The sequence below is a fragment of the Joostella sp. CR20 genome, from assembly GCF_038433465.1.
Taxonomy (GTDB): domain Bacteria; phylum Bacteroidota; class Bacteroidia; order Flavobacteriales; family Flavobacteriaceae; genus Galbibacter.
Genome location: NZ_JAESVF010000004.1, coordinates 213,581 through 237,925, shown reverse-complemented (window position 1 = coordinate 237,925; position 24,345 = coordinate 213,581). Strand labels below are relative to the sequence as shown.

Below are 24,345 nucleotides of genomic sequence, written 5' to 3'. Positions count from 1 at the left end.
TGAAATAACAACTTACTCATTTACAACGAAACTATTATCTTAGCAATTCATAAAGGCACTCACAGCGCCTTTTACTTCAGAAAAAACAAGCAACTAAACAATAAAAATGCAACGATATCAAACTAACGAATTAAAAATATACAACTCTATTACAGGAGAAAAAGAAGTTTTTAAACCTATTACAGAAGGCTATGTTGGAATGTACGTTTGTGGTCCAACCGTATACAGCAATGTGCATTTAGGAAACGTTAGAACTTTTATGTCTTTCGATTTAGTGTTTAGATATTTAAAGCATTTAGACTTTAAAGTTCGCTATGTTCGAAACATTACCGATGCAGGACATTTAGAAAACGACGCTGACGTTGGTGAAGATAGAATTGCAAAAAAAGCACGTTTAGAGCAAATAGAACCTATGGAAGTTGTGCAACGCTATACGGTAGATTTTCACAACACACTTAATAAGTTTAACAACCTTCCACCGAGTATCGAACCTACTGCAACTGGACATATTATTGAACAGATTGAAGTTATCAAAGAGATTATCGAAAACGGATTTGCATACGAGATAAACGGTTCTGTGTATTTTGATGTTTTGAAATTTAATGAAACTAATGAATACGGAAAACTTAGCAAGCGAAACGTAGAAGACCTTATTCACAATACCAGAGAAACTGCAGGTCAGTCAGAAAAGAAAAATCCGCAAGACTTTGCACTTTGGAAAAAAGCCGAACCACAACACATTATGCGTTGGCCTTCTCCTTGGAGCGACGGATTTCCTGGTTGGCACTTAGAATGTACCACAATGAGCACCAAATATTTGGGCGACCATTTTGACATTCATGGCGGTGGAATGGACTTGAAGTTTCCGCATCACGAATGTGAGATTGCACAAGCAGAAGCTTCTACAGGGCAGAGTCCTGTAAATTATTGGATGCACGCCAACCTTCTTACCTTAAACGGAAAGAAAATGGCAAAATCTACTGGAAATAACATTTTACCAAATGAAATTTTCACAGGGAATAACGACATCCTAAGTAAACCTTTTACACCATCGGTGACTCGCTTTTTTATGCTCCAAGCACATTACAGAAGTATTTTAGACTTTAGTAATGATGCGCTTTTAGCTTCTGAAAAAGGCTTTAACAGATTGATGGACGGTTTCAATGCAATCGACAGTTTAAAAACCAGTAAAAGCTCTTCTTTTGATGTTGCTACGTGGAAACAAAACTGCTACGATGCGATGAATGACGACTTCAATAGTCCGATTTTAATTGCTCATTTATTTGAAGCTGTAAAGCAAATCAATCTTATAAAAGAAGAAAAAAATACCATCACCAAAGAAGATTTAGCAACAGTTAAAGAAACTATGGAAGCTTTTATTTTTGATGTTCTCGGACTTCAAGATGAAAGAAACGGAAACGACAATTCTTCTGATAAATTATCTGGAACTGTAGAACTTTTAATTCAGCTACGTGCAGAAGCAAGAGCTAACAAAGATTTTGCAACTTCAGATAAAATTAGAAACCAATTGGCAACTCTTGGAGTAGAACTAAAGGATGGAAAAGACGGCACTACTTTTAGCTTGAATTAAATTTTGGTAAAAGGAAAGAATTCACCTAAAATCAACAGCATATTTTAAAGAAAATTCTCATAGCGCCTTTTGTATTTTTAGTTCGCTTTTATCAAGTCGCTATTTCTCCATACACACCAGCGTCTTGTAGATATTCGCCAACATGCTCTCAATACACTTTGGAAGCATTAAAAAAACACGGCTTGTTTAAAGGCGGATGGCTTTCAATAAAAAGAATTGCGAGTTGTGGTCCGTGGGGAGGTAGCGGTTACGACCCTGTTCCTTAATTTTAATCTTTTTTAACGCTAGAAACCTATATTTTTTTGAGTTGTAAAACCTCAATTAACTATATTTACTACAAAATAAACGCGAATGCACTTTTTAAGTATTACCTGGGATCCAAATGGGGTTCTACTAGATCTTGGCTTTTTCCAATTACGTTACTATAGTTTAATGTTTGTTATTGCCTTTTCATTGGGTTGGTATTTGATGAAAAAAATATATCAAAACGAAAATCAATCGGAAGAAGCGCTTGATTCTTTATTTATCTACATGGTACTCTCGGTACTTATTGGCGCGCGTTTAGGGCATTTTATCTTTTACGAACCGAGCATGTTTTTAGAAGATCCGCTAAGTATAATTTTACCAGTTAAGTTCAGCCCTACGTTTGAATTCACAGGATTTAGAGGTCTTGCCAGCCATGGTGCAGCGATAGGAGTTATCATTGCAATGTACATGTACAGCAAAAAAGTAATCAAAAAACCTATCCTTTGGATTTTAGACCGAATTTCGATTCCTGTAGCTATTGGAGGTGTTTTTGTTAGACTTGGAAATTTCTTTAATTCTGAAATTATAGGAAAACCAACGGGTACCGACTACGGTATTATTTTTAAACAATTAGGCGAAACATTTCCGAGACATCCAGCGCAATTATACGAAGCATTCGGATATGTTTTTGTATTTATCATTCTGCAATACACTTATTGGAAAACCGATAAAAAAGATAAACTTGGATACTTATTTGGCTTATGGCTTGTGCTAACTTGGACCGTTAGATTTATTGCTGAATACTACAAAAAATCGCAAGGTGGTTTCGAGTCGGCTTTGGGAGTTTTCTCAACGGGGCAATGGCTTAGTATTCCGTTTGTATTGGTAGGTTTCTACTTAATGTTTTTGTATCATCCTTCAAAAAAGCAATCATGATAAGTTACTTAGTTCGCCTTGTTTTAGTATTGTTATTTATTTGTTTTACACTGATAAGTTGCAATGACAATTCAGCAGAAAAAGAGATTAAAACTGAAAAGATTTCGTTCAAAAAAGAAGGAGAACTATCTATCAGCAGAAACGATTCCATTATTGTTTCTAAAATAGATATCGAAATTGCCGATAATGAATACGAGCGACAAACGGGACTAATGTATCGCAATTCTATGGAAGAAAATCAAGGAATGCTTTTTGTTTTTGAAGATGCTGAACCTCGTTATTTCTACATGAAAAACACCGAAATTCCGCTCGACATCCTTTACATCGACAGCAATTTTAAAATTGTAAGCATGGTGAAAAATGCACAACCTATGAACGAGGCTTCGCTTCCTTCCAACTTCCCTGCACAATATGTTTTAGAACTTAATGGAGGAATGGCAAATGCATGGAAAATTAACGAAGGGGATGTAATTTCTTATCAGAAAAAATAAAGTTGCTCGAAAATAAATTCCCGAACAACTTTATTTAAAATCTATTGAATATCCGTAACATATTATACCAAGATAAAAATGTCAGGTCGAGCCTGCCTTTGTCGACAAACAGGCTTAGTCGAGACCACATTTAAAGCTATCAAACCATATAACCTCTCGACTCCGCTCGAGGTGACAGTGCAGTATGACAGTTTGCGGACAATCATAAAAATCTATTTACTAAGCTACAACTTCAAGCTTTTTTCGTAAAGCTTTTGCTGCATTAACCATTTCAACTAAGGCGTCGTTGGTTTCTTTCCAACCTCTCGTTTTTAATCCGCAGTCGGGGTTAACCCATAAGTTTTTTACAGGTACCAATTGTGCTGCTTTCTCAATCAAAAACTCCATCTCAGTTTGATTAGGAACTCTTGGAGAATGAATATCATACACTCCTGGACCTATTTCATTTGGATATTTAAAGTTCACAAAAGCATCTAACAACTCCATTTGAGATCGAGATGTTTCAATCGTAATCACATCAGCATCCATTGCAGCGATACTTTCAATGATATCATTAAATTCAGAATAGCACATATGCGTATGGATTTGCGTTTGATTACCCACTCCGCTTGCACTAATTCTAAACGCTTTTATCGCCCAATCTAAATAGGTTTTCCATGCTTCTTTTCGCAATGGCAAACCTTCTCGAATAGCTGGCTCATCTATTTGAATTACTTTTATTCCAGCGCGCTCCAAATCATTTACTTCTTCTCTAATCGCCAAAGCTATTTGATTGGCAGTTGTTTCTCTATCTTGGTCATTTCTTACAAAAGACCACTGTAAAATTGTAATCGGACCCGTAAGCATTCCTTTCACTGGCAAATCGGTTAAGCTTTGCGCAAACGCTGTCCAAGCAACCGTCATTGGTTCTGGTCTAGACACATCTCCGTAAATAATTGGTGGTTTTACAGCCCTAGAACCGTAACTCTGCACCCAACCAAACTTCGTAAATGCAAATCCGCTTAACTGTTCGCCGAAATACTCAACCATATCATTTCGTTCAAACTCTCCATGCACCAACACATCGATACCGAGTTCTTCCTGCCAAGAGATAGACTTCTCAATTTCTTGCCCGATAGCTTCGTTGTACGCTTCTTCAGTTATTTCGCCTTTCTTTAATTTAGAGCGCAACAATCGAATTTCTTTAGTTTGCGGAAAAGACCCAATGGTTGTGGTTGGCAACAAAGGAAGTTTTAGCGCATCGTGTTGCAACGGCTGACGAGTTTCGAAACTTGCCTCACGATGACTATCGCCCTCCGAAATTGCTCCAACAGCTACTTTTACAATTTCGTTATGAATTAATTCTGAATTACGTTTAGAATCCATTGCCAACTTATTAGCATTATAAAAACTTTGAATTTCTTCAGGAAGCTCTTCTTCCACTAAAGCAGATAGTACAGCAACTTCCGTTAGTTTTTGTTTTGCAAAAGCCAACCAGTTTTTAATTTCCGAAGTAAGCGAAGTTGTTTCTGGCTCGTTATCCAAATCAAAAGGAACGTGTAATAACGAACATGATGGTGCGACCAAAACTCTTTCAACTCCAAGTTTTGAAATTGCATTTTCAAGAATTGCTTTAGAAGCTTGCAAATCGTTTTTCCAAATGTTTCTTCCATCTACAACACCAAGCGACAGTTTTAAAGTATCAGGAACAATATTTAATACTGTATCCAATTGCTCAAAACCTCGAACTAAATCCAAATGCAACACCTCTACCGGGAGCTTCACAACCCACGAAGCATTTTTATGTAAACCTTCAAAATAAGTGGTAAGTATAAATTTTAATGCAGGAAATTTATCCGCCAGCGTTTGGTAAACACGCTCGAATATTTGACGCTCTTTTTCAGATAAATCCATAACTAAAAAAGGTTCATCAATTTGAATCCACGTTGCACCTTGCTTTTCTAATTCAGTAAAAATATCAATGTAAACAGACAATAAATCATCAATCAAATCTAATTTTTCAAATCCAGTTTCTTTAGCTTTTCCGAGTAAAAGGTAAGAAACAGGACCTATAAACACAGGTTTTGCATTTACCCCTTGTGCTTTCGCCTCTTTAAATTCATCTAAAAACTTAGTATGAGAAAGCTTAAATTTCTGATTTTTATAAAACTCTGGCACCAAATAATGATAGTTGGTATCAAACCATTTGGTCATTTCCATCGCAGTAATATCAAGACCATTTTTTTGATAACCTCGAGCCATGGCAAAGTATAAATCTAACGGATTTGTAGTTGCATTTGCAACCTCCTCAAAACGCTTCGGAATAGCGCCAATAGTAAGCGACATGTCTAAAACTTGATCGTAAAAAGAAAAGTCGTTTGTAGGAATTAAATCAATACCAGCTTCTTTTTGCAATTGCCAGTTTTCCTTTCGAATTTGAGCACCAACTGCTAGCAAATCGTCTATACCAATCTGCCCAGACCAGTACTGCTCACAAGCTTTTTTAAGCTCTCTTTTGGCACCAATACGCGGGTAGCCCAAAATGTGTGTAGTCATTTTTTTGTTTTTAAATTGTTAAACACTTTGGCTTCACAAAGCATTCTACAACCAAAAACAATAATCAATAGCACAGCTCACCCCAACAAAGGGTGTTCACTATCAATCTTGAATACTGCTTTAGGTCGCGAAAGCATTTTCAATATAATTCCGGCAGGTCTCCTGGCTTGTAACATTTTTACCTCCTTCCCATTTTTAAAAAACAGTGGATCTTTTGGCAAAAACTATCTCGTTACTTACAGTTGCGCGACAGCTTGTGATTTTCACACAATTCCCTATTAATTTACCTTAAGTAAAACCGTAATTAGACTGATCAATATGTAAAGAACCAATTACCCCACAAAGCTACGTAATAAAAATATAGCGAACCACCACAAGTGCATAGTTCACACTAAAAATTTAAATTGTTATAATTATTAGGGTAATTACCACCATTTGCAATGGCGGTACCGGGCTTTACGCTTTTAGTATTTGGCAAACCACAAACTAAAGTTTGCCAAAAGCTAACCGCTACAATCCCTATTACAAAAAAAAGACCGCCAATAAGGCGGTCTTTTTACATTTTATGTAGTAACTAACTATTCGTCAGCTTTCTTCTTTTTCCCTTTGTTGTTCAATGTATCAAACATAACAGGAGTTGCAATAAACAACGATGAATATGTACCTACAGCAATACCAACAATCATGGCAAACATAAATCCTCTTAACGACTCACCTCCAAAGATGAAGATAGCCAATAATACTACCAAGGTAGTTAACGAAGTATTTAATGTTCTACTCAAAGTACTGTTCAATGCCTCATTAGCATTGTCTCCACCGCTCCATCCTTTAAGCTTCACAACCTCTCTAATACGGTCAAAAACAATTACGGTATCATTCAACGAATATCCAATAACCGTTAAGATTGCAGCAATAAACGCTTGGTCAACCTCCATATTAAATGGCATAATACTAGAAGTAATAGAGAAGATTCCTAATACAATTAATACATCATGGAATACCGCAGCAACAGCTCCTAAAGAGAATTGCCATCTACGGAAACGTAATAAGATATATAAGAATACTACCGCTAAAGAACCGATAATTGCCCAAACAGCGTTCTTCTTAATATCATCTGCAATAGTTGGTCCTACTTTGATAGACTGTAAAATTCCAATCTTATCTGCACCACTACCATTAGAAAACTCACCATAAGTTGTTCCTTCAGGAAGATACTTTTTAACAGCATCAAACAAGCTTTTTTGAATTTCTTCATCTACAGCCGTTCCTTCTTCATCAACTTTATATTTTGTAGTAATCTTAACTTGGTTTGCATCTCCAAAAGTTTTCACCTCTGTATTTCCAAATACACCGTCTAAATCAGCAGCAATATCAGAAGGGTTTACAGGGTTTACAAAACGTACTTGGTACGAACGTCCTCCAACAAAATCAACACCACCTTCTAAACCTTTAGTAAATAAAGATGTTAAACTAATTAGGATTAAAACTCCAGAAATGATGTATGCAATTTTACGTTTTGCCAAAAAGTCGAAGTTTGGATTTTTTGGTAACGCTTTTGTAACAGCAGTTGTAAATGTTAATGGGTTTTGACCTCCTTTAACATTCCACTCAATTAATAAACGAGTTACAAAAATTGCAGTAAACAATGAAGTAGCAATACCTATAATTAATGTAGTTGCAAAACCTTGAATAGGTCCTGTTCCGAACAATAATAAGATAATAGCTGTTAATCCAGTTGTAATATTTGCATCTAGAATTGAAGAAAGTGCATTACTAAATCCATCTGCAATAGCTTGCATTTGTCCTTTTCCAGCTCTTAATTCTTCTTTAATACGTTCAAAAATAATTACGTTGGCATCTACCGACATACCGATAGTTAATACGATACCCGCAATTCCTGGTAAAGTTAACACAGCTCCTAAACCTGCTAACACTCCAAAAATCAACACAATATTGAATACCAAAGCAATGTCTGCAAACAATCCTGCTCTACCGTAGTAAACAAGCATCCAAATTAAAACAAGTACCATTGCTACGATAAATGAGAACATCCCGCTGTCGATAGCTTCTTGCCCTAATGATGGTCCAACTACCTCCGATTGGATAATATCTGCAGATGCAGGAAGTTTACCTGCTCTTAATACGTTAGCTAAATCGTCTGCTTCTTCTAAAGTAAAGTTTCCAGAAATTTCAGAATTTCCTCCAGTAATAGCTCCTTTAGAAACTCCAGGTGCAGAATACACAATGTTATCTAAAACAATAGCAATATTTCCACCTTCTCTAAAAGCTTTCCCTGTAAGGTCTTCCCAAATTTTAGCTCCTCTAGAATTCATCTGCATAGAAACAGCTGGTCTTCCCGCCATATCGTATGCTTGTGCAGCATCAGTAATTACATCTCCACTCATATCTGGAGTGTTTTCTCTGTTACCTTTTAATGCATACAATTCAACTACAGGAGCATCTTTTACAGGAATTCCCCATGCAAATTTTGCATACTGAAGGTTACTTGGAAGTTGCTGCCTTACTTGAGGCATTTTAATATACTCATTAAACTTCGCAGTATCTTTTGTAGCAACCATAGCAATTACTGGTGAACCTTGTGCTCCACCACTTACTAATAAATCGAAAAGTGGATTTACTTGGTTTGCTAAGTCTAAAGAATCTTGAGTAGCATCCGAAAGTAAAGAATCGATTTCAGAAGTACTATCTTCTTTAACTTCTTCTTTTGTATCGGTTTTTACGATGTCTTTTAAAGTATTGTTTGCTGCAATTAAAAATGGAGCTACTTGGTCTGCTTTATAAGTTTCCCAGAACTCTAATTGCGCTGTACTTTGTAATAAGTTCTTTACACGATCTACGTCTTTCGCACCTGGTAATTCAACCAAAATACGCCCAGAAGTCCCTAAACGCTGAATGTTTGGTTGTGTAACACCAAATTTATCAATACGCTTACGAAGTACTTCAAATGCAGAAACGATAGATTCGTCAATTTTTCTACGGATGATAGGCTGCACCTGATCATCTGTCATTTGGAAGTTAATTTCTTCGCTTAAAGATTTATTCGCAAAAATATCAGGAGAGGCTAATTTTGTAGAACCACCGCTTATTTTTTCGAATTCTTGAAAAAACAAATCAACATAATCATCTTGACTGTTTTTTGAAGCTTCATCAGCTTGTGCTAATGCTTTGTTAAACACAGGATCTTTGGTATTGTTTGCCAATCCTTTCAAGATATCTTTTACAGATATTTGAAGAATTACATTAATACCTCCTTTAAGGTCTAATCCTTTGTTTAATTCTTTTTCTTTTACCTCGGTGTAGGTAAATTTAGCAAATCCAAGGTTAAACACTTCTTGATTCCCAAGAGAGTCTAAATACCTAGATTCTTCGGCTTCTCGCTTCGCTACGTAGTTCTCTTCTGCATCTGAAATTTTGTTTAAAGCATATGTTTCTGCCTCGCCTTCTACCTTGTTTGCAACAAAAGTAAACGACAATTGATAGATACTTACAATACCAAACAAAATAGCAAACAGCCTAATAAGTCCTTTATTCTGCATTCTAAATTTATTTAATGGTCAATTTTAAAAACGGACAAATATAGCGTTTACGATATGAACTGACAATTATTTTTTTGAAGTTTTAAACACAAAAAATCCTACAAAATTAAACTTTGTAGGATTTTTTAAAATTCTTGTATGTAGAAGCGAAATTTACAGCTCTAAAAGTCCGTTTGTTTTTCTTACTCCTTCTGCACTTTCTTGCAACTTAGCTTTCTCATCTTCAGACAATTCGATTTCAACAATCTTCTCGATACCGTCTTTTCCTAAAATTACTGGTGCTCCAATACAAATATCTGAAAGTCCGTATTCTCCATCTAATAAAGTTGAACATGGGAACATTTTTTTCTGATCACAAGCAATTGCTTGTACCAATCCAGATACTGCAGCTCCTGGTGCGTACCATGCACTTGTACCTAATAATTTTGTTAAAGTAGCACCTCCAACTTTGGTATCTTCTTTAACTTGCTCTAAACGCTCTGCCGATAAAAACTCGGCTACAGGCACACTATTTCTAGTTGCTAAACGCGTAAGTGGCAACATTCCTGTATCGCTATGACCTCCAATTACCATTCCGTCAACGTCAGAAATTGGTGCTTCTAAAGCTTCTGCCAAACGGTATTTAAAACGAGCGCTATCTAAAGCTCCTCCCATTCCGATAATTTTATTCTTCGGAAGTCCAGTTGTTTTGTGTACCAAATATGTCATCGTATCCATAGGATTACTTACAACAATAATTGTTACGTTTGGAGAGTGTTTGATTAAATTGCTAGAAACGTCTTTTACGATTCCTGCATTAATTCCGATAAGTTCCTCACGTGTCATTCCTGGCTTACGTGGAATTCCACTTGTAATTACTGCGATATCAGAATTAGCAGTTTTAGAATAATCATTCGTTGTTCCTGTAATTTTTGTATCGAAACCATTTAAAGAAGCTGTTTGCATTAAGTCCATTGCTTTTCCTTCAGCAAAACCTTCTTTAATGTCTAATATAACTACTTCTGATGCAAAATCTTTAATAGCGATGTACTCTGCGCAGCTAGCACCTACTGCTCCTGCTCCTACAACTGTAACTTTCATATATATTATTTTAATTAATTAGAATGTTTAATATGCACAAAGCTACTAATTTTAACACAATCAGTAGCTTTGAAAATTATTAAATATGTTATAAAAATACTATCTGATACCAAAACTTAAGCCCAAAGAAGCACTATCGTATTCAGCAAAAGTATAATCGGCATGTATTCTGAAAAAGCCTAATTTTAAACGAGTTCCTAAAGTGGCTCTAACGCCTGAAACTTTACTCGAAACCGAATACGGATCGACAATTGCTTCGGATTGCAAAATTCCATCAGTAACAATATAAGTTCCTAAAACATCCGAGCTAGATTTTCCGCTTAAATAACCGAGTCCGCCGTAAAAATTAATTATAGGAAGTCGCGTAGAAGCAATCATTTGAAACAACCATGTATTAGTATCGTTTTCCAAACGCTGATTTTCACCCTCAATCCCAGAAGTTTCTGTAAAATCGTATGTTCCATCGAGATGTGTATACGCCACCAATCCAGAAATTGCTACAGGTAATAACTTATCGGCTGGCAACCAATGTGTAAAATCGTGTTGCAAAGCAAAACCATACATTCCAATTTCGGTATCATCAGCCTTAATTTTTGGTGTAAATCGTGCTTTAAATTCTGTTCCAAACGACAAACCTATACTCCCTTGGATAAATGCTGTTGGTAAAAAACTAATCCCTTCAGCAGCCAATCCGTTTGGCAATTCTATTGTTACTGTTTGATCTCCAAAAATAGGATCGTCATACGTGACATCTACAAACACCGACGGATTATTTTCACCTAAAACAGTCCCTACACTTTGTGAAGTTGCACCATTTGTGAATGCAACATTATCGTAATCGTTTACATTCATCACAAACGACTCTTGATCTTTATTGATAATTCCTGCATTTGCCATCACAGAAATTTCAAACCCTAAAAGTGGTTTCACTTTGGCAGTGTTATACCAACCGTTGTTTATTCCATACATTAAAGCATCGGTTCCTGGTGCTAAATAATCGTTGGTAAAACGTTGTGCATCGTCGACTCCCGCTGCAAGTAAAGCATCAAAACTATCTTGTGCATACATTGTAACCGAACAACATGTTACGGTAACTGCTAGCAATATTTTTTTTATCATTGGTTATTGTTTTTATTATGACTGCAAAATAGGGAATACAATTTAAAAAATTAGGAATATGTGCAAATTGCAAATAACAAAAGACAATTTTAAAACAAAAAATACCACCCAAAAAGGTGGCATTTTTATTTATTATAGTTCGTAAGAATTAAGCGTCGATATTTGCGTATACTGCATTTTTCTCGATAAATTCTCTACGCGGTGGTACTTCATCTCCCATCAACATAGAGAAAATTCTATCTGCTTCACTTCCGCTATCAATAGTAACTCTTCTAAGTGTTCTAAACTCAGGATTCATAGTTGTATCCCATAATTGCTCAGCATTCATCTCTCCAAGACCTTTGTAACGTTGTACGTTTACACTTCCTCCGTATTCTTCAGTTAACTTATCGCGCTCTTTGTCATTCCAAGCGTATGCTTTTTTATTTCCTTTTTTAACAAGGTAAAGCGGTGGTGTAGCGATATAGACGTAGCCATTTTCAATAAGCTCACGCATATAACGGAAGAAGAAAGTTAAAATCAACGTAGAGATATGCGAACCATCGACATCGGCATCACACATAATCACAATTTTATGGTAACGTAACTTCTCTAAATTTAAAGCTTTGCTATCTTCTTCAGTTCCGATAGTAACACCAAAAGCTGTAAAGATATTTCGAATTTCTTCATTTTCGAAAACCTTGTGTTGCATCGCTTTTTCCACATTTAAAATTTTACCACGCAATGGTAAAATTGCTTGGAAATTTCGATCACGTCCTTGCTTTGCAGTTCCACCCGCCGAATCTCCCTCGACTAAGAATATCTCACATTTTTGTGGATCTTGCTCAGAACAGTCAGATAGTTTCCCTGGAAGTCCGCCACCACTCATTACAGTTTTACGTTGCACCATCTCACGGGCTTTACGTGCTGCATGACGTGCTTGGGCTGCCAAAATAACTTTTTGCACAATTGCTTTTGCATCGTCTGGGTGCTCCTCAAGGTAGTTCTCCAACATTTCGGATACTGCTTGAGAAACAGCCGAAGTAACTTCGCGGTTTCCTAGTTTTGTTTTTGTTTGCCCTTCAAATTGCGGTTCTGCAACTTTTACAGAAACAATTGCTGTTAATCCTTCACGGAAATCATCCCCAGCAATTTCAAACTTCAATTTATCCAGCATTCCAGAAGCATCTGCATACTTCTTTAAAGTCGTAGTAAGTCCACGTCTAAATCCAGATAAATGCGTTCCTCCTTCATGCGTATTAATATTGTTTACATACGAGTGTAAATTCTCGCTAAACGAAGTATTATAAACCATTGCAACTTCAACAGGAATGTCGTTTTTCTCACCTTCCATAGAAATTACTTCAGCAATAAGTGGCTCACGGTTTCCATCTAAAAACTTAATAAATTCTTTAAGTCCTTCTTCTGAATGGAATTTCTCAAAAAGATACTCTCCTTTTTCGTCTTTATGACGCTTATCGGTAAGTGTAATGCTAATTCCTTTGTTCAAGAACGCAAGCTCACGCATACGACTTGCCAAAGTATCATAATTATACTCTAATGTTTGTTGAAAGATTGTTGGATCTGGCTTAAAAGTCACAACCGTACCTCTTAATTCAGTCTCACCAACAGATTTTACAGGATAAAGCGATTTTCCACGCTCGTACTCTTGCTCCCAAATAGTTCCGTTACGGTAAACGGTAGCTTTTAAGTTTTCTGAAAGTGCATTCACACAGGAAACCCCAACACCGTGAAGACCTCCAGATACTTTATATGAATCTTTATCGAACTTTCCTCCTGCTCCAATTTTGGTCATTACAACCTCTAAAGCCGATATTCCTTCTTTTTTATGAAGGTCTACAGGAATACCACGTCCATTATCTTCAACAGTAATCGAATTATCTTCATTTATAACCACACGAATGGTATCACAATGCCCTGCTAAAGCCTCATCAATAGAGTTATCGACTACCTCGTAAACTAAATGATGGAGACCTCTAACTCCCACATCTCCAATATACATCGACGGACGCATACGTACGTGCTCCATCCCTTCTAGCGCCTGAATACTATCCGCAGAATAGTCGTGCTTTTTAACTTCTTCGCTCATATATTTTCCTTTCTATAAATTAGTTAAAAGCTCTAAATCAAGTATACAAACCCGATTTTAAAAAACTTTTAAAATGTTTATTTTTTGAAATATTTACACATAAAAAAATGCACCTAGTGCATCCTTTTGAATACCTACAAATATACGAAAAATATACCTTATTTTAAAGCTTTTAATGCTGACAACGCTTAAATTATCAACAATTGTTAATTACTTAGAAACACGCTTAAAAAGGCTTATAATGGCCTTAAATTGTATTCTAACTCATTTTAACATTTCCTACAAAACCGAAAAAAGCTAAAATCTCTTAGCGTTGAGATTTTAGCTTTTTAAGATGATTTATTTTAAAAATTATTTCTGATAAGCATCGGTATGTACTTTTGCAACAGCACGCCCAGATGGGTCATTCATGTTTTTAAAAGCTTCATCCCACTCCAATGCAATTTGTGTACTACACGCTACAGATGCTTCCTGCGGAACGCAAAGTGCTGCTGCATCCGACGGGAAGTGTTCAGCAAAAATAGAGCGGTAATAGAACTCTTCTTTTGAAGTAGGTGTTTGAATTGGAAAACGGAATTTTGCATTCGCCAATTGCTCATCTGAAACCTCAGCGTTTACAACTTCTTTTAAAGTATCAATCCAACTGTAACCTACACCATCTGAAAATTGTTCTTTTTGCCTCCAAGCTACACTCTCTGGTAAATAATCTTCAAAGGCTTTACGAACAACCCATTTCTCCATACGCTCGCCGTTAATCATTTTATCTTGTGGGTTGATGCTCATCGCTACATCCATAAATTCTTTATCTAAAAACGGCACACGACCTTCTATTCCCCAAGCTGCCAACGATTTGTTTGCTCGTAAACAATCGTACATATGTAACTTGCTTAATTTACGTACTGTCTCTTCATGAAACTCTTGTGCATTTGGCGCTTTGTGAAAATATAAATACCCTCCAAATAACTCGTCGGCTCCTTCTCCAGATAACACCATTTTTATTCCCATCGATTTAATAACTCTCGCCATTAAATACATAGGCGTTGAAGCTCTAATGGTAGTAATATCGTAGGTTTCAAGATTGTAAATAACATCTTTTATGGCATCTAATCCCTCTTGAATTGTAAACTTAATTTCGTGATGTACAGTACCAATATGGTCGGCTACTTTTTGAGCGGCCGCCAAATCTGGAGAACCTTCCAATCCTACAGAAAATGAGTGTAAACGTGGCCACCAAGCTTCCGAAGTATCATCAGATTCTATTCGTTTTTCAGCATATTTTTTTGCGATTGCAGAAGTTACAGACGAATCTAAACCTCCAGAAAGCAATACTCCATATGGCACATCAGACATTAACTGACGGTGCACTGCAGCCTCCAAAGCATCTTTTATTTTTTGGATGCTTGTTTCGTTTTCTTTTACAGCATCATACTCTGTCCAATCTCTTACATACCACTTTTTAAATTCGCCGTCCGAACTGTGCATATAATGCCCTGGAGGGAATAATTGAATTTTACTACAAACACCTTCTAGCGCTTTTAATTCTGAAGCCACATAAAAAGTCCCGTTTTTATCCCATCCAATATAAAGAGGAATAATTCCCATATGATCGCGCGCTACAAAATACTCGTCTTTCTCAGTATCATAAATAGCAAATCCGAAAATCCCATTCATTTCATCTACAAAATCAACTCCTTTTTCTTTGTATAATGCCAAAATAACTTCGCAGTCCGATTCTGTTTTAAACTGATATTTTCCTTCAAATTGTTTGCGAAGTGCGCGGTGGTTATAAATTTCTCCGTTGGCAGCTAAAATTAATTTTCCGTCTTCACTTACCAAAGGTTGCTTTCCAGAAGCTGGATCGACAATTGCTAAACGCTCGTGCGTTAAAATCGCTTTATCGTCGCTGTAAATTCCGCTCCAATCTGGACCTCTATGACGAACTTTTTTAGACATTTCTAATAACTGAGGTCTTAAGTCTTCTGCCTTTTCTTTTAAATCGAATGCACAAACAATTCCACACATAACTCTATATTGATTTTTTTATTTCTAATTATTTATAAGACAAATATGCGTTGTAAGTTTTATTTTAAAAACAAAACAAGCATTATTACTTTCAATTTAAAACTTAAAATAAGAAATAAATATCATTTATAAAATTCTTCCAAAAAAATTGAAGGTTTTTTATGATGATTTGTAAGTTCTTGCAGTTTTTTAATACCTATATGTAAAGTTTGAAAATAACTTTTTAGCTTTATAACCATAAAATTTACAACATGAAAAAAACTATTTTTGCATTATTGTTTACAGCTGTAGCGCTGTTTAGCACACAAGTTGAAGCTCAAAAATTTAGCGGGATCGACAAAAGTCCTGCCGACATTGCGTATTTCAGACCAGAAAGAAACGCTGCTCCACTTATTAAAGTTGTTTATGGACGTCCGCAATTAAAAGGCCGTGTAGTTGGGATTGACCTTGCTGCTTACGGTGATGTTTGGCGTACAGGAGCAAACGAAGCTACCGAGATTAAATTTTACAAAGATGTAACGCTTGGTGGTAAACCTGTAAAAGCTGGAACTTACAGTCTGTTTACCATTCCTGGGAAAAACGAATGGACTATCATCATCAATAGCGATACAGACGCTTGGGGATCGTATTCTTACAAAGAAGCAAATGACGTTGCAAGAATTAATGTTCCTGCAAGTAACGACAGTGAGTCATTAGAGGCTTTTTCAATTGCTTTTGGAGCAATCGAAAATGGTGCGAAAATGGTAATGGGTTGGGATAAAGTACGTGTAGAAGTGCCTATCGTAATTCAGTAAATAAAATACTGCTTAGATAAAATCACAACGCCCGAAGTTTCAACTCGGGCGTTGTTAGTTTTACTTCACTTGCTTTCCTCCTACAAAAGTTGATAGAACTTTTAAATTTGGAATTTCAGCTTCTGGAACTGTCATTATATCTTTATCGAGCACAATAAAATCTGCAAATTTCCCAACTTCAATGCTTCCCTTTTCTTTTTCTTCAAAATTAGAATAGGCTGCCCAAATGGTCATTCCTTTTAAAGTTTCTTCCCTAGTCAACGCATTTTCTTTTTGAAATCCGTTTTCTGGATATCCTTTTACATCTTTTCTAGCTACGGAAGCATAAAACGTTAAAAACGGACTCACATACTCTACAGGAAAGTCAGTCCCCAAAGCTATAATTCCAGCTTTTTCCAATAATGTTTTATAGGCATAAGCACCTTTTATACGTTGCGGCCCCACTCTATCTTCTGCCCAGTACATATCGCTAGTAGCATGTGTTGGTTGTACCGACGGAATGATATTATTTGAAAAATAATCAAAGTCCTTTACATCGACTATTTGAGCATGTTCCACCTTCCAACGTTTATCTGTATTTCCTTGAAGTGCTTTTTGATAAGCTTTCAATACAACTACATTTGCCGAATCTCCAATAGCATGTGTATTTAGTTGAAATTCGGTTGCGGCTAACTTTTCAGCTAACTTATAAATTTGGTCTACAGGCGTTACCATCGCTCCAAAATGATTGTGTTTATCGGAATACGGTTCTTTAAGCGTTGCTCCCCTTGAACCTAGTGCGCCATCGGCATATGCTTTCACCGAACGCACATTTAATTTATCGGTTTTCAAAACTCCTCTCGATAAAAAATAATCTAAATTATCTGGCGTATTGCTCACCATCGCATACATACGCATATCGAGTTGCCCTGCTTTTTGTAGACTGTCAATCAATAATATGGTTTCTTTTCCTAAGCCAGCATCATTCACTGTTGTAAGTCCGTAATCAAAACAAATACGCTGCGCATCTTCTAAGGCTTTCGTAGCCACCTCAGGAGTAACTTCAGGAATAATTGCATCGATTAACCCCATAGGATTATCAATTAAAACCCCTGTTAGCATTCCGTTTTCGGTAACAATCTCACCGCCTTCAACTTTAGTTTCAGCAGTAATTCCTGCCAAATCCAATGCTTTTTGATTCACCAAATATGCATGTCCATCAATACGAGTAAGCGCAACAGGAGTGTTTGGAAATAACGAATCTAATGCCACTTTTGTTGGAAAGTTCTTCTCTTCCCAATCGTTTTGATCCCACCCGCGACCTTTTATAAAGTTTACATTTTTTTCAGCTTGAAATTTTTGCACGCGCGAAACAACCTCAGCATAACTTTCGGTTCCTACTAAATCCACATCTTGCTCTTTGAGTCCGAGTCCGTAAAAATGACAATGTGCATCTATAAATCCTGGATACACAGATTTCCCTTCAATATCCAACACATTATCAGCTTCATAATTTTTTAATATTTCTTCGGAAGTTCCTACTGCTATAATTTTTTGGTCTTTAACAACAAAGGCTTCTGCCATTTCCATGTTTTCATTTACCGTGTAAACATTGGCATTGGTTACAAGTAAGTCAACTTTTTCTTTTTGCTGACAAGAAGTTAAAATAAGAGCAAAAAGGATTGCATAGAGGGTTTTCATTCGAGATAGTTTATTCGTTTTACGAAATCAAAGATACGGATTTGACATTTATAATTAAACGTAAACACAGCTCATGAGAAGGATATTTAAACACTAAAAGCTAATACGGATTCGGTGGAGAAAATATGTCTTTTCCTGAAATGAATACCGTACCTTTGCCTCACAAGAAAAAGTTGATGCTACACAAAGTTTTACAATTTTTAAAAAGCTATAATTTCACCAAAGGATTATTAATAAGTTGCGCCGCCTTTAGTGCGGTTACTTTTTGTTATTTCTTTTTGGATATGACAATTGGTGCTGGTGCTGCTTTTGGCGTTTTACTAGCTTCTACGAGTGACATTCCTGGGAATAAAAAGCATCATGTTTATGGAATTTTAATATCTATTTTTCTTGCTGTGTTAAGTTATGTTGTAATTCACCTAACACTTCCTTACCCCATACTTTTATTTCCTGCGCTCGCTATTTTAGTATTTTTCAACGCCTATATTTCGGTGTACGGATTTAGAGCTTCTTTAATTGCTTTTTCCGGACTTTTAGCGGTTTCATTGAGTTTTGCACACCCGCTTACAGGTATCGAAATTCTGTATAATGCCTTTTATATTATTTGTGGTGGGATATGGTATTTACTCATTTCACTACTTTTTGAAAGCATCCGAACAAAACAATACAGCGATGAGTTGCTTACCGAATGTATGCAACTTACTGCCGAGTATTTAAATACACGCGTTGCGCTTTTATCAGCAGGAAATAGAGAAAGTGTTTTAAACCGACAATTAAGTTTACAGAACGAATTAAACGAAAAACACGAAACACTTAGAGCCATTTTATTGAGACAACGACAACGTTCTGGCTCTATGAAATCGAAGCGACAACAGTTACTTATTTTTATTGAATTGATTGATATTTTGGAGTTTGCTGTTGCCAATCCGTTAAACTATGTAAAGTTTGACGAAAGCAGTGATACTTTTAAAGAAGTTGCGATTGAAATTGCCAAAACTATGGAAGCGGTTGCCAATAGGCTTTCGGAAATTGCCAACTGCCGTTTAAAAAATAAGAAGGTTCCTGAAAGTGATACGGTTCAAAAACTCACTGCAATTGCACATGAGAAAATTGAAAATTTTAAACTTCAAACCGACCTCAAGAAAAACAGAGAAGAAGTATTAATCCTTCGAAATTTATTTGATTATACCGAACGACAATTTCAAAAAATACATGCTATTGAGAATCTCGTTCAAAACGATTTAATAAACGAAGTTTCTATTTTAAAACGCACCGATCGATTAAAATTCATCACTGCTCAAGATTATAGTCCTAAAATATTACTCGAAAATCTCACCTTAAAATCCCCCATATTCAAACACTCGTTACGCTTGGTTGTAACCGTATTGATTGGGTATGCCATCGGAACAATTTTCGAATTACAAAATGCGTATTGGATTATTCTTACCATCATAGTTATCATGCGCCCAGGCTACGTACTCACCAAAGAACGCTCGCAACAACGCATCATCGGGACGCTTATTGGTGGCGTTATCGCTATCGGAATTGTAATGCTCACCAACAACTTAGGGGTTTACATAGCAATTACATTTGTAGCCATGACACTGTCGTTTACTTTTATTCAGCAGAACTATAAAGCATCGGCCATTTTTATAACCTTAACCATTATTTTTGTGTATGCCATGCTTTCGCCAGATGCATTTACAATTATAAAATACCGAATAATAGACACGCTTATTGGAGCTGTTATAGCAAGTATTACCAACCTAATTTTATGGCCAAGCTGGGAAAGCGAAAACATTTCTTTTTTAATTACTGATGCTATTTCTGCCAACCGAAAATACCTTCAAGAAGTTAACATTTTGTATCATGATAAAGCGCACGTAAAAACACCTTATAAAATATCGAGGAAGCATGCTTTTATCGCCATCGGAAACTTACACGCTGGATTCCAAAGAATGACACAAGAACCAAAATGGAAACAGCAAAACCTAAACAAACTCTATGAAATTGTAGTTACACAAAACACACTACTTTCAGCAACTGCTTCTTTGGGGACTTATATTCAAATTCACCACACAACCGATGCTTCCAAATATTTTGAAGCATACATGACTGCCATCGACAACCAATTGGCTTGTAGCGAAGCTACCTTAAAAAAAGAGTCGTTCACAAAAGTTGAAACGCTCAATTTAGAAGAAACAAAAAACTACTTACAGCAAGTGTTTGAAAACTTATCACAAAAGAGAAATAGTGAAATCGATGCGGGAATGCTTGAAATTAATACTGAATTAAGAGAGCAATTAAAAGAGGTTCGTATTGTTTCAGAACAACTTGAATGGCTACATAATTTAGCTCAAAACCTTCACAACGCTATTGATGCTTACGTTAAAAAGTAAGTTTTAAAATATACAAAATAACTATGATACAAAGTAGAAATTCCACTTATCCCTTTAAAACTTATTTCACAATTTAATCAAACAAGTTTGCTTCTTTTCTGCACTAAACTAAATTTAAATTTTACTTTAATTTTTAGTCCACTAGGTACGTATTAAATTCTCTACGATAGGAGTAGTACGGCTTAGAACTCCTACCTAATCTTACAATCATTTGGATTTTTTGAGGTGCTTCAATTTCTAACAAAGCATTCATTTCACTTTGAACAGCTTCCATTTCTTTATACTCTTGAATAACTTGATTGTATGGATGCGCATATAATCCTAACTTTATTAACGCTAGTGAAAATCTAACAAAATCACGACCACTTTTAATCCAATCTATAAATTCATTATTTTCAGTATACCACACGACAATTCCTTTTGTGGAATCTATCCCTTTTTGCACATTTTTTAGAGAAAGTGAAATAGATTTTTCGCTATGCCATTTTTCTTTATCTCCCATAGCTAACGACTTTTCAGCTAAAATAGCCATAAGTCCTTTATACCCCATTTGCGGAATACTAATTCCATCTCCTTTTTCAGCTCTTTGCTGTTCATTAAATCGAAATAGATTTCGAGTTTCTTCATTTGTGTTAAACGTTTTCGACTCAATTTCAAACCCTTTATAAAACAAATTAAAATATGGTTCGAAATTAGTATTGATAAATTTTAATTTAGAATGCGATGCTCCCGATAAAGTCTTAAGAGTATCAAATTCTTCATGTGTAATTATATCTCCACGATATTTTCGTCTATTGGTTTGTCTACTTTCTATATATTTTTCTAGAGGGTCTTTAGTTTCTCTCCCTTTTTTAAGAGAAATTGATGCTACTGGCTTTTGTCCAAAATCTACTTTTCCTTGATATCCTTCAGGGAAGTAAACAACATCGGCGTCATAACCGTAGCGCTGTGCTCCAAGTACTGCTGTTTCTATAAAGCATCCAGCTCCCATATGTATTTGTCGCGACGGTGGGTCTGTTTCAGGTAAAAGAATATTCTCATCTACATACAATAACATATTAACACTATCGATAATTTTAAACTTCCATGACTGTGTATTGTGCGGACTGGGAGCATTAATACCCAAAGCAATAGCTTTTAAAATAGGTTGCGAAAATACATCGGGATTAGGACGCTTGGCACGTTTATTTGATAATTTTGAATCTTCAATTGAATTTGCAAAACTAAATTTAGACACAAAAGTTGTTGCCGTTATAATTGCACCTGCTTTTAAAATAAATTCTTTTCGTTTCATACTTAATTCTTTTATGTTTTGACAAGACAAAAATTCAACATAAAAAAAACGTATGCATTGATATATGGTAAGAAATTATTTTTTCTGCATCAATATTTTTCTTTTCGTACTCTACTCAACGACTCAGGAGTAATCCCTAAATATTCGGCGATAAGGTATTGAGGTACTCTTTGCGGTAAATGAGGTCTGTTTTTTATAAGCTTTTCATAACGCTCTGCGGCACTATCCATTAATAATGATTTGGATTTTTCATGCCACTGCATGTATAAATCTTCTATCATATATCTTCCTAATCGTTCTAAGTGAATTGAATTCTTACTATATAATTGCTCAAAATCTCTATAAGAAATTGTATATATAACGGAATCTTCAAGAGTTATAATGTTTTTATCTGAAGGAGCTTGTTTGATAAAACTTGTATAATCTGTAATAAATTCACCGTCTAACGAAAACTCATCGATGTACCGCTTCCCTGCTTTCAGATAGTAACACATCATTGCGCCTTTATAAATAAATGTAAGATATTCACATCTATCCCCTTCAGAAAGTAAACTTTCCCCTTTTTTTACTGTTCGCTCCTTAAAAGCACTTATGAACATATCGCCAATTTCTTCTGGAAACTCACTAAGTCTATGTTTTAAGATTTCTTTCATTTTTAAAACTTTCTAGTAACAGAAAAACTAGGTTTTACAGTATAAAATATACACTACAAATCAAACTTATAAGATGCACCAGCTAAAATCTGAAAACCTTGTACTGGGTAATTCACTAATCTGTCGTATTGAGTTCCTGTAATATTATTTGCTTTAATAAATGCCGACCATTGCTCGGTAATATCATACCCAATGTTTGCGTTTACATCGAAAAATCCATCTAAATCTACTACCAAAGGTCCTTCTGAAGTTAAAAGATTTGGAGAGTTGATATAATCTTTACGCTCGCCAACATAAAAAGCATTTACGCCAGCAGACCATTTTCCTTTGCTGAAACTTCCAAAAAACGAACCTTTTATCGTTGGTAAATTCCACGCTTCCACTTCTTCATCTGTTGAATAATCTGAAAACTCTCCGTTCACTCCAAGTGTTAAGTTTCTAGTAACATCAACATTAATTTCTCCAAAAACCGAAATTGTAGTGACATCATCATAAACAACTTCAAAAGAATTCCCAAAGGCATAACTCTCGCCATTAATTATACCACTATCCACTCCTGTATTAAACGAATTAGAACGGTACAAATACTTATTGTTTTCTTTGATATACGAACCTTTAATGTTGTAGCCTACGGTTGGCAAAAACTTTCCTCTTAATCCTGCAAACCCATTGTATTTTTGGTCGGTTGGCATCATATTAATCGTTGGAGAAACATACGGATTTTCTTGCGCATAGTCGTAATACGAATTCTGTTTTAATCCACCTTTAATTCCTCCGTAAGCAATTACATACTCCTCAACAACACTGTACGAAGCATCCACTTGCGGGTAGATGTAGAAATTCCCTTCGCTATTTTCTATGTCTTGATTGTAATATGCAGAAGCCCCTAAATTAATAGCCAACTTATCACTCAAAATTTGAATACTCGGTGTAATTCCTCCAAAAACATTGCTGTACTTTAACTCATCAGTATTTTCGTAATGTCTTTCAAAACTTCCTCCTACATAATCAACATCCAAATCTAAACTTAAAAGTTCGTCGCCAACTGGAAATTCAAATTGAGGTTTTAAAACAGCTCTATTTTCTCCAGAACTAAAACCATCCCAAAAACGACGGTAGTATACTTCTCCTCCTGTAAAAAACGAATCTACAAAATCCATGTTTGCACCTACAAACCCTGTGTAATAACTCTGCTTTTCATCAATACCGCTAATCTCATCTGCATCGTAAGCATATTCGCCTTGCGGAAGTCCGTACCAATTATAAATTTGATGCTTAAAACCTCCGTTTACACCCCAACTCATATAACGGTCGCGTTGACGATAGTAGGCTTCCAAAGAAGTATTAAAAAATTTATCATCCAATACCACATCATCAATACCACCTTGAGACGAATGATGATTTAAAATAACATCTAAACTCTCGTCTCTACTAAAATCGTGACTAGTATAAAAATCTAGTTTTGCAGTGTTGTAATTTCCTAAACCAAGTGAAAGGTAACTGTTATACAAACGCTCTTTTGCAGCCTTTTGCAAACCACTAGCCTTCCCTTTTGCTGGTGTAAACGTAGAAGCCACAGGCACCGAAAAAATTGTATAATTAATTGCTTTTTTCGCTGTTGTAATAGAATCGTTCAACTGTGGTGTTTCCTGTATTTTATTGGCATCAGAAATAGTTGGCGTATATGGTTTTACCACATTTACAACCTCTGTCCCTATATTTTCTTCTTCTTTTTTATCTTTCTCTTGTGCCCAAACAGCAAAACTTCCTGTTAAAACAAATAGAGTGCTTAATAATAAATTAGTGCGCATCGTATATCGAGATGTAAGTATATCTTTTTTTTGTTGAATAGTTTGCAT

Annotated in this window: 16 protein-coding genes and 1 riboswitch; of the genes, 6 read left to right on the top strand and 10 right to left on the bottom strand. The window is 35.7% G+C overall.

Features of this window, described 5'->3' with window-relative positions; translation table 11 throughout:
• Positions 1 to 106: 106 nt before the first annotated feature.
• From cysS to JMA43_RS08090, 4 genes are all read left to right on the top strand, one after another.
• Positions 107 to 1,591 (top strand): cysteine--tRNA ligase, encoded by a 1,485-nt coding sequence (gene cysS, locus JMA43_RS08105; RefSeq protein WP_342155995.1) that lies wholly within the window; start codon positions 107 to 109, stop codon positions 1,589 to 1,591.
• A 41-nt stretch (positions 1,592 to 1,632) separates the two neighbouring features.
• Positions 1,633 to 1,857 (top strand): membrane protein insertion efficiency factor YidD, encoded by a 225-nt coding sequence (gene yidD, locus JMA43_RS08100; RefSeq protein ID WP_342156012.1) that lies wholly within the window; start codon positions 1,633 to 1,635, stop codon positions 1,855 to 1,857.
• A gap of 85 nt (positions 1,858 to 1,942) precedes the next feature.
• Entirely contained in the window at positions 1,943 to 2,773 is an 831-nt protein-coding gene (gene lgt, locus JMA43_RS08095; RefSeq protein WP_342155994.1) for a prolipoprotein diacylglyceryl transferase, read from the top strand.
• On the top strand, positions 2,770 to 3,264 hold the full coding sequence (locus JMA43_RS08090; protein ID WP_342155993.1) for a DUF192 domain-containing protein: 495 nt from the start codon (positions 2,770 to 2,772) through the stop codon (positions 3,262 to 3,264). The genes lgt and JMA43_RS08090 overlap by 4 nt, the downstream gene beginning before the upstream one ends.
• Positions 3,265 to 3,483: 219 nt before the next feature.
• Here JMA43_RS08090 and metE read toward each other — a convergent pair whose 3' ends face one another.
• The 6 genes from metE to asnB form a co-directional block, all read right to left on the bottom strand.
• Positions 3,484 to 5,799, bottom strand: coding sequence for a 5-methyltetrahydropteroyltriglutamate--homocysteine S-methyltransferase (metE, locus tag JMA43_RS08085; RefSeq protein ID WP_342155992.1), 2,316 nt, complete (start codon positions 5,797 to 5,799; stop codon positions 3,484 to 3,486).
• Positions 5,800 to 5,934: 135 nt separating this feature from the next.
• Positions 5,935 to 6,117: riboswitch (cobalamin riboswitch) on the bottom strand.
• A 260-nt stretch (positions 6,118 to 6,377) separates the two neighbouring features.
• Positions 6,378 to 9,356, bottom strand: coding sequence for a protein translocase subunit SecDF (secDF, locus tag JMA43_RS08080; RefSeq protein WP_342155991.1), 2,979 nt, complete (start codon positions 9,354 to 9,356; stop codon positions 6,378 to 6,380).
• Positions 9,357 to 9,509: 153 nt separating this feature from the next.
• Complete coding sequence (gene mdh / locus JMA43_RS08075; protein ID WP_342155990.1) at positions 9,510 to 10,436, bottom strand: malate dehydrogenase; 927 nt, start codon at positions 10,434 to 10,436, stop codon at positions 9,510 to 9,512.
• A 99-nt stretch (positions 10,437 to 10,535) separates the two neighbouring features.
• Positions 10,536 to 11,555: a DUF6588 family protein gene (locus tag JMA43_RS08070; RefSeq protein ID WP_342155989.1), complete on the bottom strand. Its 1,020-nt coding sequence runs from the start codon at positions 11,553 to 11,555 to the stop codon at positions 10,536 to 10,538.
• Between the two features lie 148 nt (positions 11,556 to 11,703).
• The gene (gene gyrB / locus JMA43_RS08065; RefSeq protein WP_342155988.1) at positions 11,704 to 13,644 is read right to left on the bottom strand and encodes a DNA topoisomerase (ATP-hydrolyzing) subunit B; all 1,941 of its coding nucleotides are present in this window, start codon (positions 13,642 to 13,644) and stop codon (positions 11,704 to 11,706) included.
• A gap of 351 nt (positions 13,645 to 13,995) precedes the next feature.
• Complete coding sequence (asnB, locus tag JMA43_RS08060) at positions 13,996 to 15,666, bottom strand: asparagine synthase B (protein WP_342155987.1); 1,671 nt, start codon at positions 15,664 to 15,666, stop codon at positions 13,996 to 13,998.
• A 251-nt stretch (positions 15,667 to 15,917) separates the two neighbouring features.
• On the opposite strand from asnB, the gene JMA43_RS08055 reads away from it, so the two are divergent.
• Positions 15,918 to 16,460, top strand: coding sequence for a DUF2911 domain-containing protein (locus JMA43_RS08055; RefSeq protein WP_342155986.1), 543 nt, complete (start codon positions 15,918 to 15,920; stop codon positions 16,458 to 16,460).
• Positions 16,461 to 16,520: 60 nt separating this feature from the next.
• On the opposite strand, the gene JMA43_RS08050 is transcribed toward JMA43_RS08055, so the two are convergent.
• A complete protein-coding gene (locus JMA43_RS08050) occupies positions 16,521 to 18,140 on the bottom strand; it encodes an amidohydrolase (RefSeq protein WP_342155985.1) in 1,620 nt (539 codons plus the stop codon).
• Between the two features lie 140 nt (positions 18,141 to 18,280).
• On the opposite strand from JMA43_RS08050, the gene JMA43_RS08045 reads away from it, so the two are divergent.
• On the top strand, positions 18,281 to 20,539 hold the full coding sequence (locus JMA43_RS08045) for an FUSC family protein (protein ID WP_342155984.1): 2,259 nt from the start codon (positions 18,281 to 18,283) through the stop codon (positions 20,537 to 20,539).
• Positions 20,540 to 20,672: 133 nt separating this feature from the next.
• Here the strand turns inward: JMA43_RS08045 and JMA43_RS08040 are convergent, their stop codons facing one another.
• The 3 genes from JMA43_RS08040 to JMA43_RS08030 all read right to left on the bottom strand — a co-directional run bounded on the left by JMA43_RS08040 (position 20,673) and on the right by JMA43_RS08030 (position 24,345).
• On the bottom strand, positions 20,673 to 21,833 hold the full coding sequence (locus tag JMA43_RS08040; protein WP_342155983.1) for an Acg family FMN-binding oxidoreductase: 1,161 nt from the start codon (positions 21,831 to 21,833) through the stop codon (positions 20,673 to 20,675).
• An 89-nt stretch (positions 21,834 to 21,922) separates the two neighbouring features.
• The gene (locus JMA43_RS08035) at positions 21,923 to 22,486 is read right to left on the bottom strand and encodes a Crp/Fnr family transcriptional regulator (RefSeq protein ID WP_342155982.1); all 564 of its coding nucleotides are present in this window, start codon (positions 22,484 to 22,486) and stop codon (positions 21,923 to 21,925) included.
• Positions 22,487 to 22,539: 53 nt separating this feature from the next.
• Positions 22,540 to 24,345, bottom strand: coding sequence for a TonB-dependent receptor (locus tag JMA43_RS08030; RefSeq protein ID WP_342155981.1), 1,806 nt, complete (start codon positions 24,343 to 24,345; stop codon positions 22,540 to 22,542).

Bases quoted from the DNA above. Each gene is read 5' to 3' on its own strand.
- JMA43_RS08050 (WP_342155985.1), bottom strand. From the start codon at position 18,140: ATGAAAACCCTCTATGCAATCCTTTTTGCTCTTATTTTAACTTCTTGT.
- lgt (WP_342155994.1), top strand. From the start codon at position 1,943: ATGCACTTTTTAAGTATTACCTGGGATCCAAATGGGGTTCTACTAGAT.
- JMA43_RS08090 (WP_342155993.1), top strand. From the start codon at position 2,770: ATGATAAGTTACTTAGTTCGCCTTGTTTTAGTATTGTTATTTATTTGT.
- cysS (WP_342155995.1), top strand. From the start codon at position 107: ATGCAACGATATCAAACTAACGAATTAAAAATATACAACTCTATTACA.
- metE (WP_342155992.1), bottom strand. From the start codon at position 5,799: ATGACTACACACATTTTGGGCTACCCGCGTATTGGTGCCAAAAGAGAG.
- asnB (WP_342155987.1), bottom strand. From the start codon at position 15,666: ATGTGTGGAATTGTTTGTGCATTCGATTTAAAAGAAAAGGCAGAAGAC.
- JMA43_RS08035 (WP_342155982.1), bottom strand. From the start codon at position 22,486: ATGAAAGAAATCTTAAAACATAGACTTAGTGAGTTTCCAGAAGAAATT.
- JMA43_RS08055 (WP_342155986.1), top strand. From the start codon at position 15,918: ATGAAAAAAACTATTTTTGCATTATTGTTTACAGCTGTAGCGCTGTTT.
- mdh (WP_342155990.1), bottom strand. From the start codon at position 10,436: ATGAAAGTTACAGTTGTAGGAGCAGGAGCAGTAGGTGCTAGCTGCGCA.
- secDF (WP_342155991.1), bottom strand. From the start codon at position 9,356: ATGCAGAATAAAGGACTTATTAGGCTGTTTGCTATTTTGTTTGGTATT.
- JMA43_RS08070 (WP_342155989.1), bottom strand. From the start codon at position 11,555: ATGATAAAAAAAATATTGCTAGCAGTTACCGTAACATGTTGTTCGGTT.
- JMA43_RS08040 (WP_342155983.1), bottom strand. From the start codon at position 21,833: ATGAAACGAAAAGAATTTATTTTAAAAGCAGGTGCAATTATAACGGCA.
- JMA43_RS08030 (WP_342155981.1), bottom strand. From the start codon at position 24,345: ATGCAAACTATTCAACAAAAAAAAGATATACTTACATCTCGATATACG.
- gyrB (WP_342155988.1), bottom strand. From the start codon at position 13,644: ATGAGCGAAGAAGTTAAAAAGCACGACTATTCTGCGGATAGTATTCAG.
- JMA43_RS08045 (WP_342155984.1), top strand. From the start codon at position 18,281: ATGAATACCGTACCTTTGCCTCACAAGAAAAAGTTGATGCTACACAAA.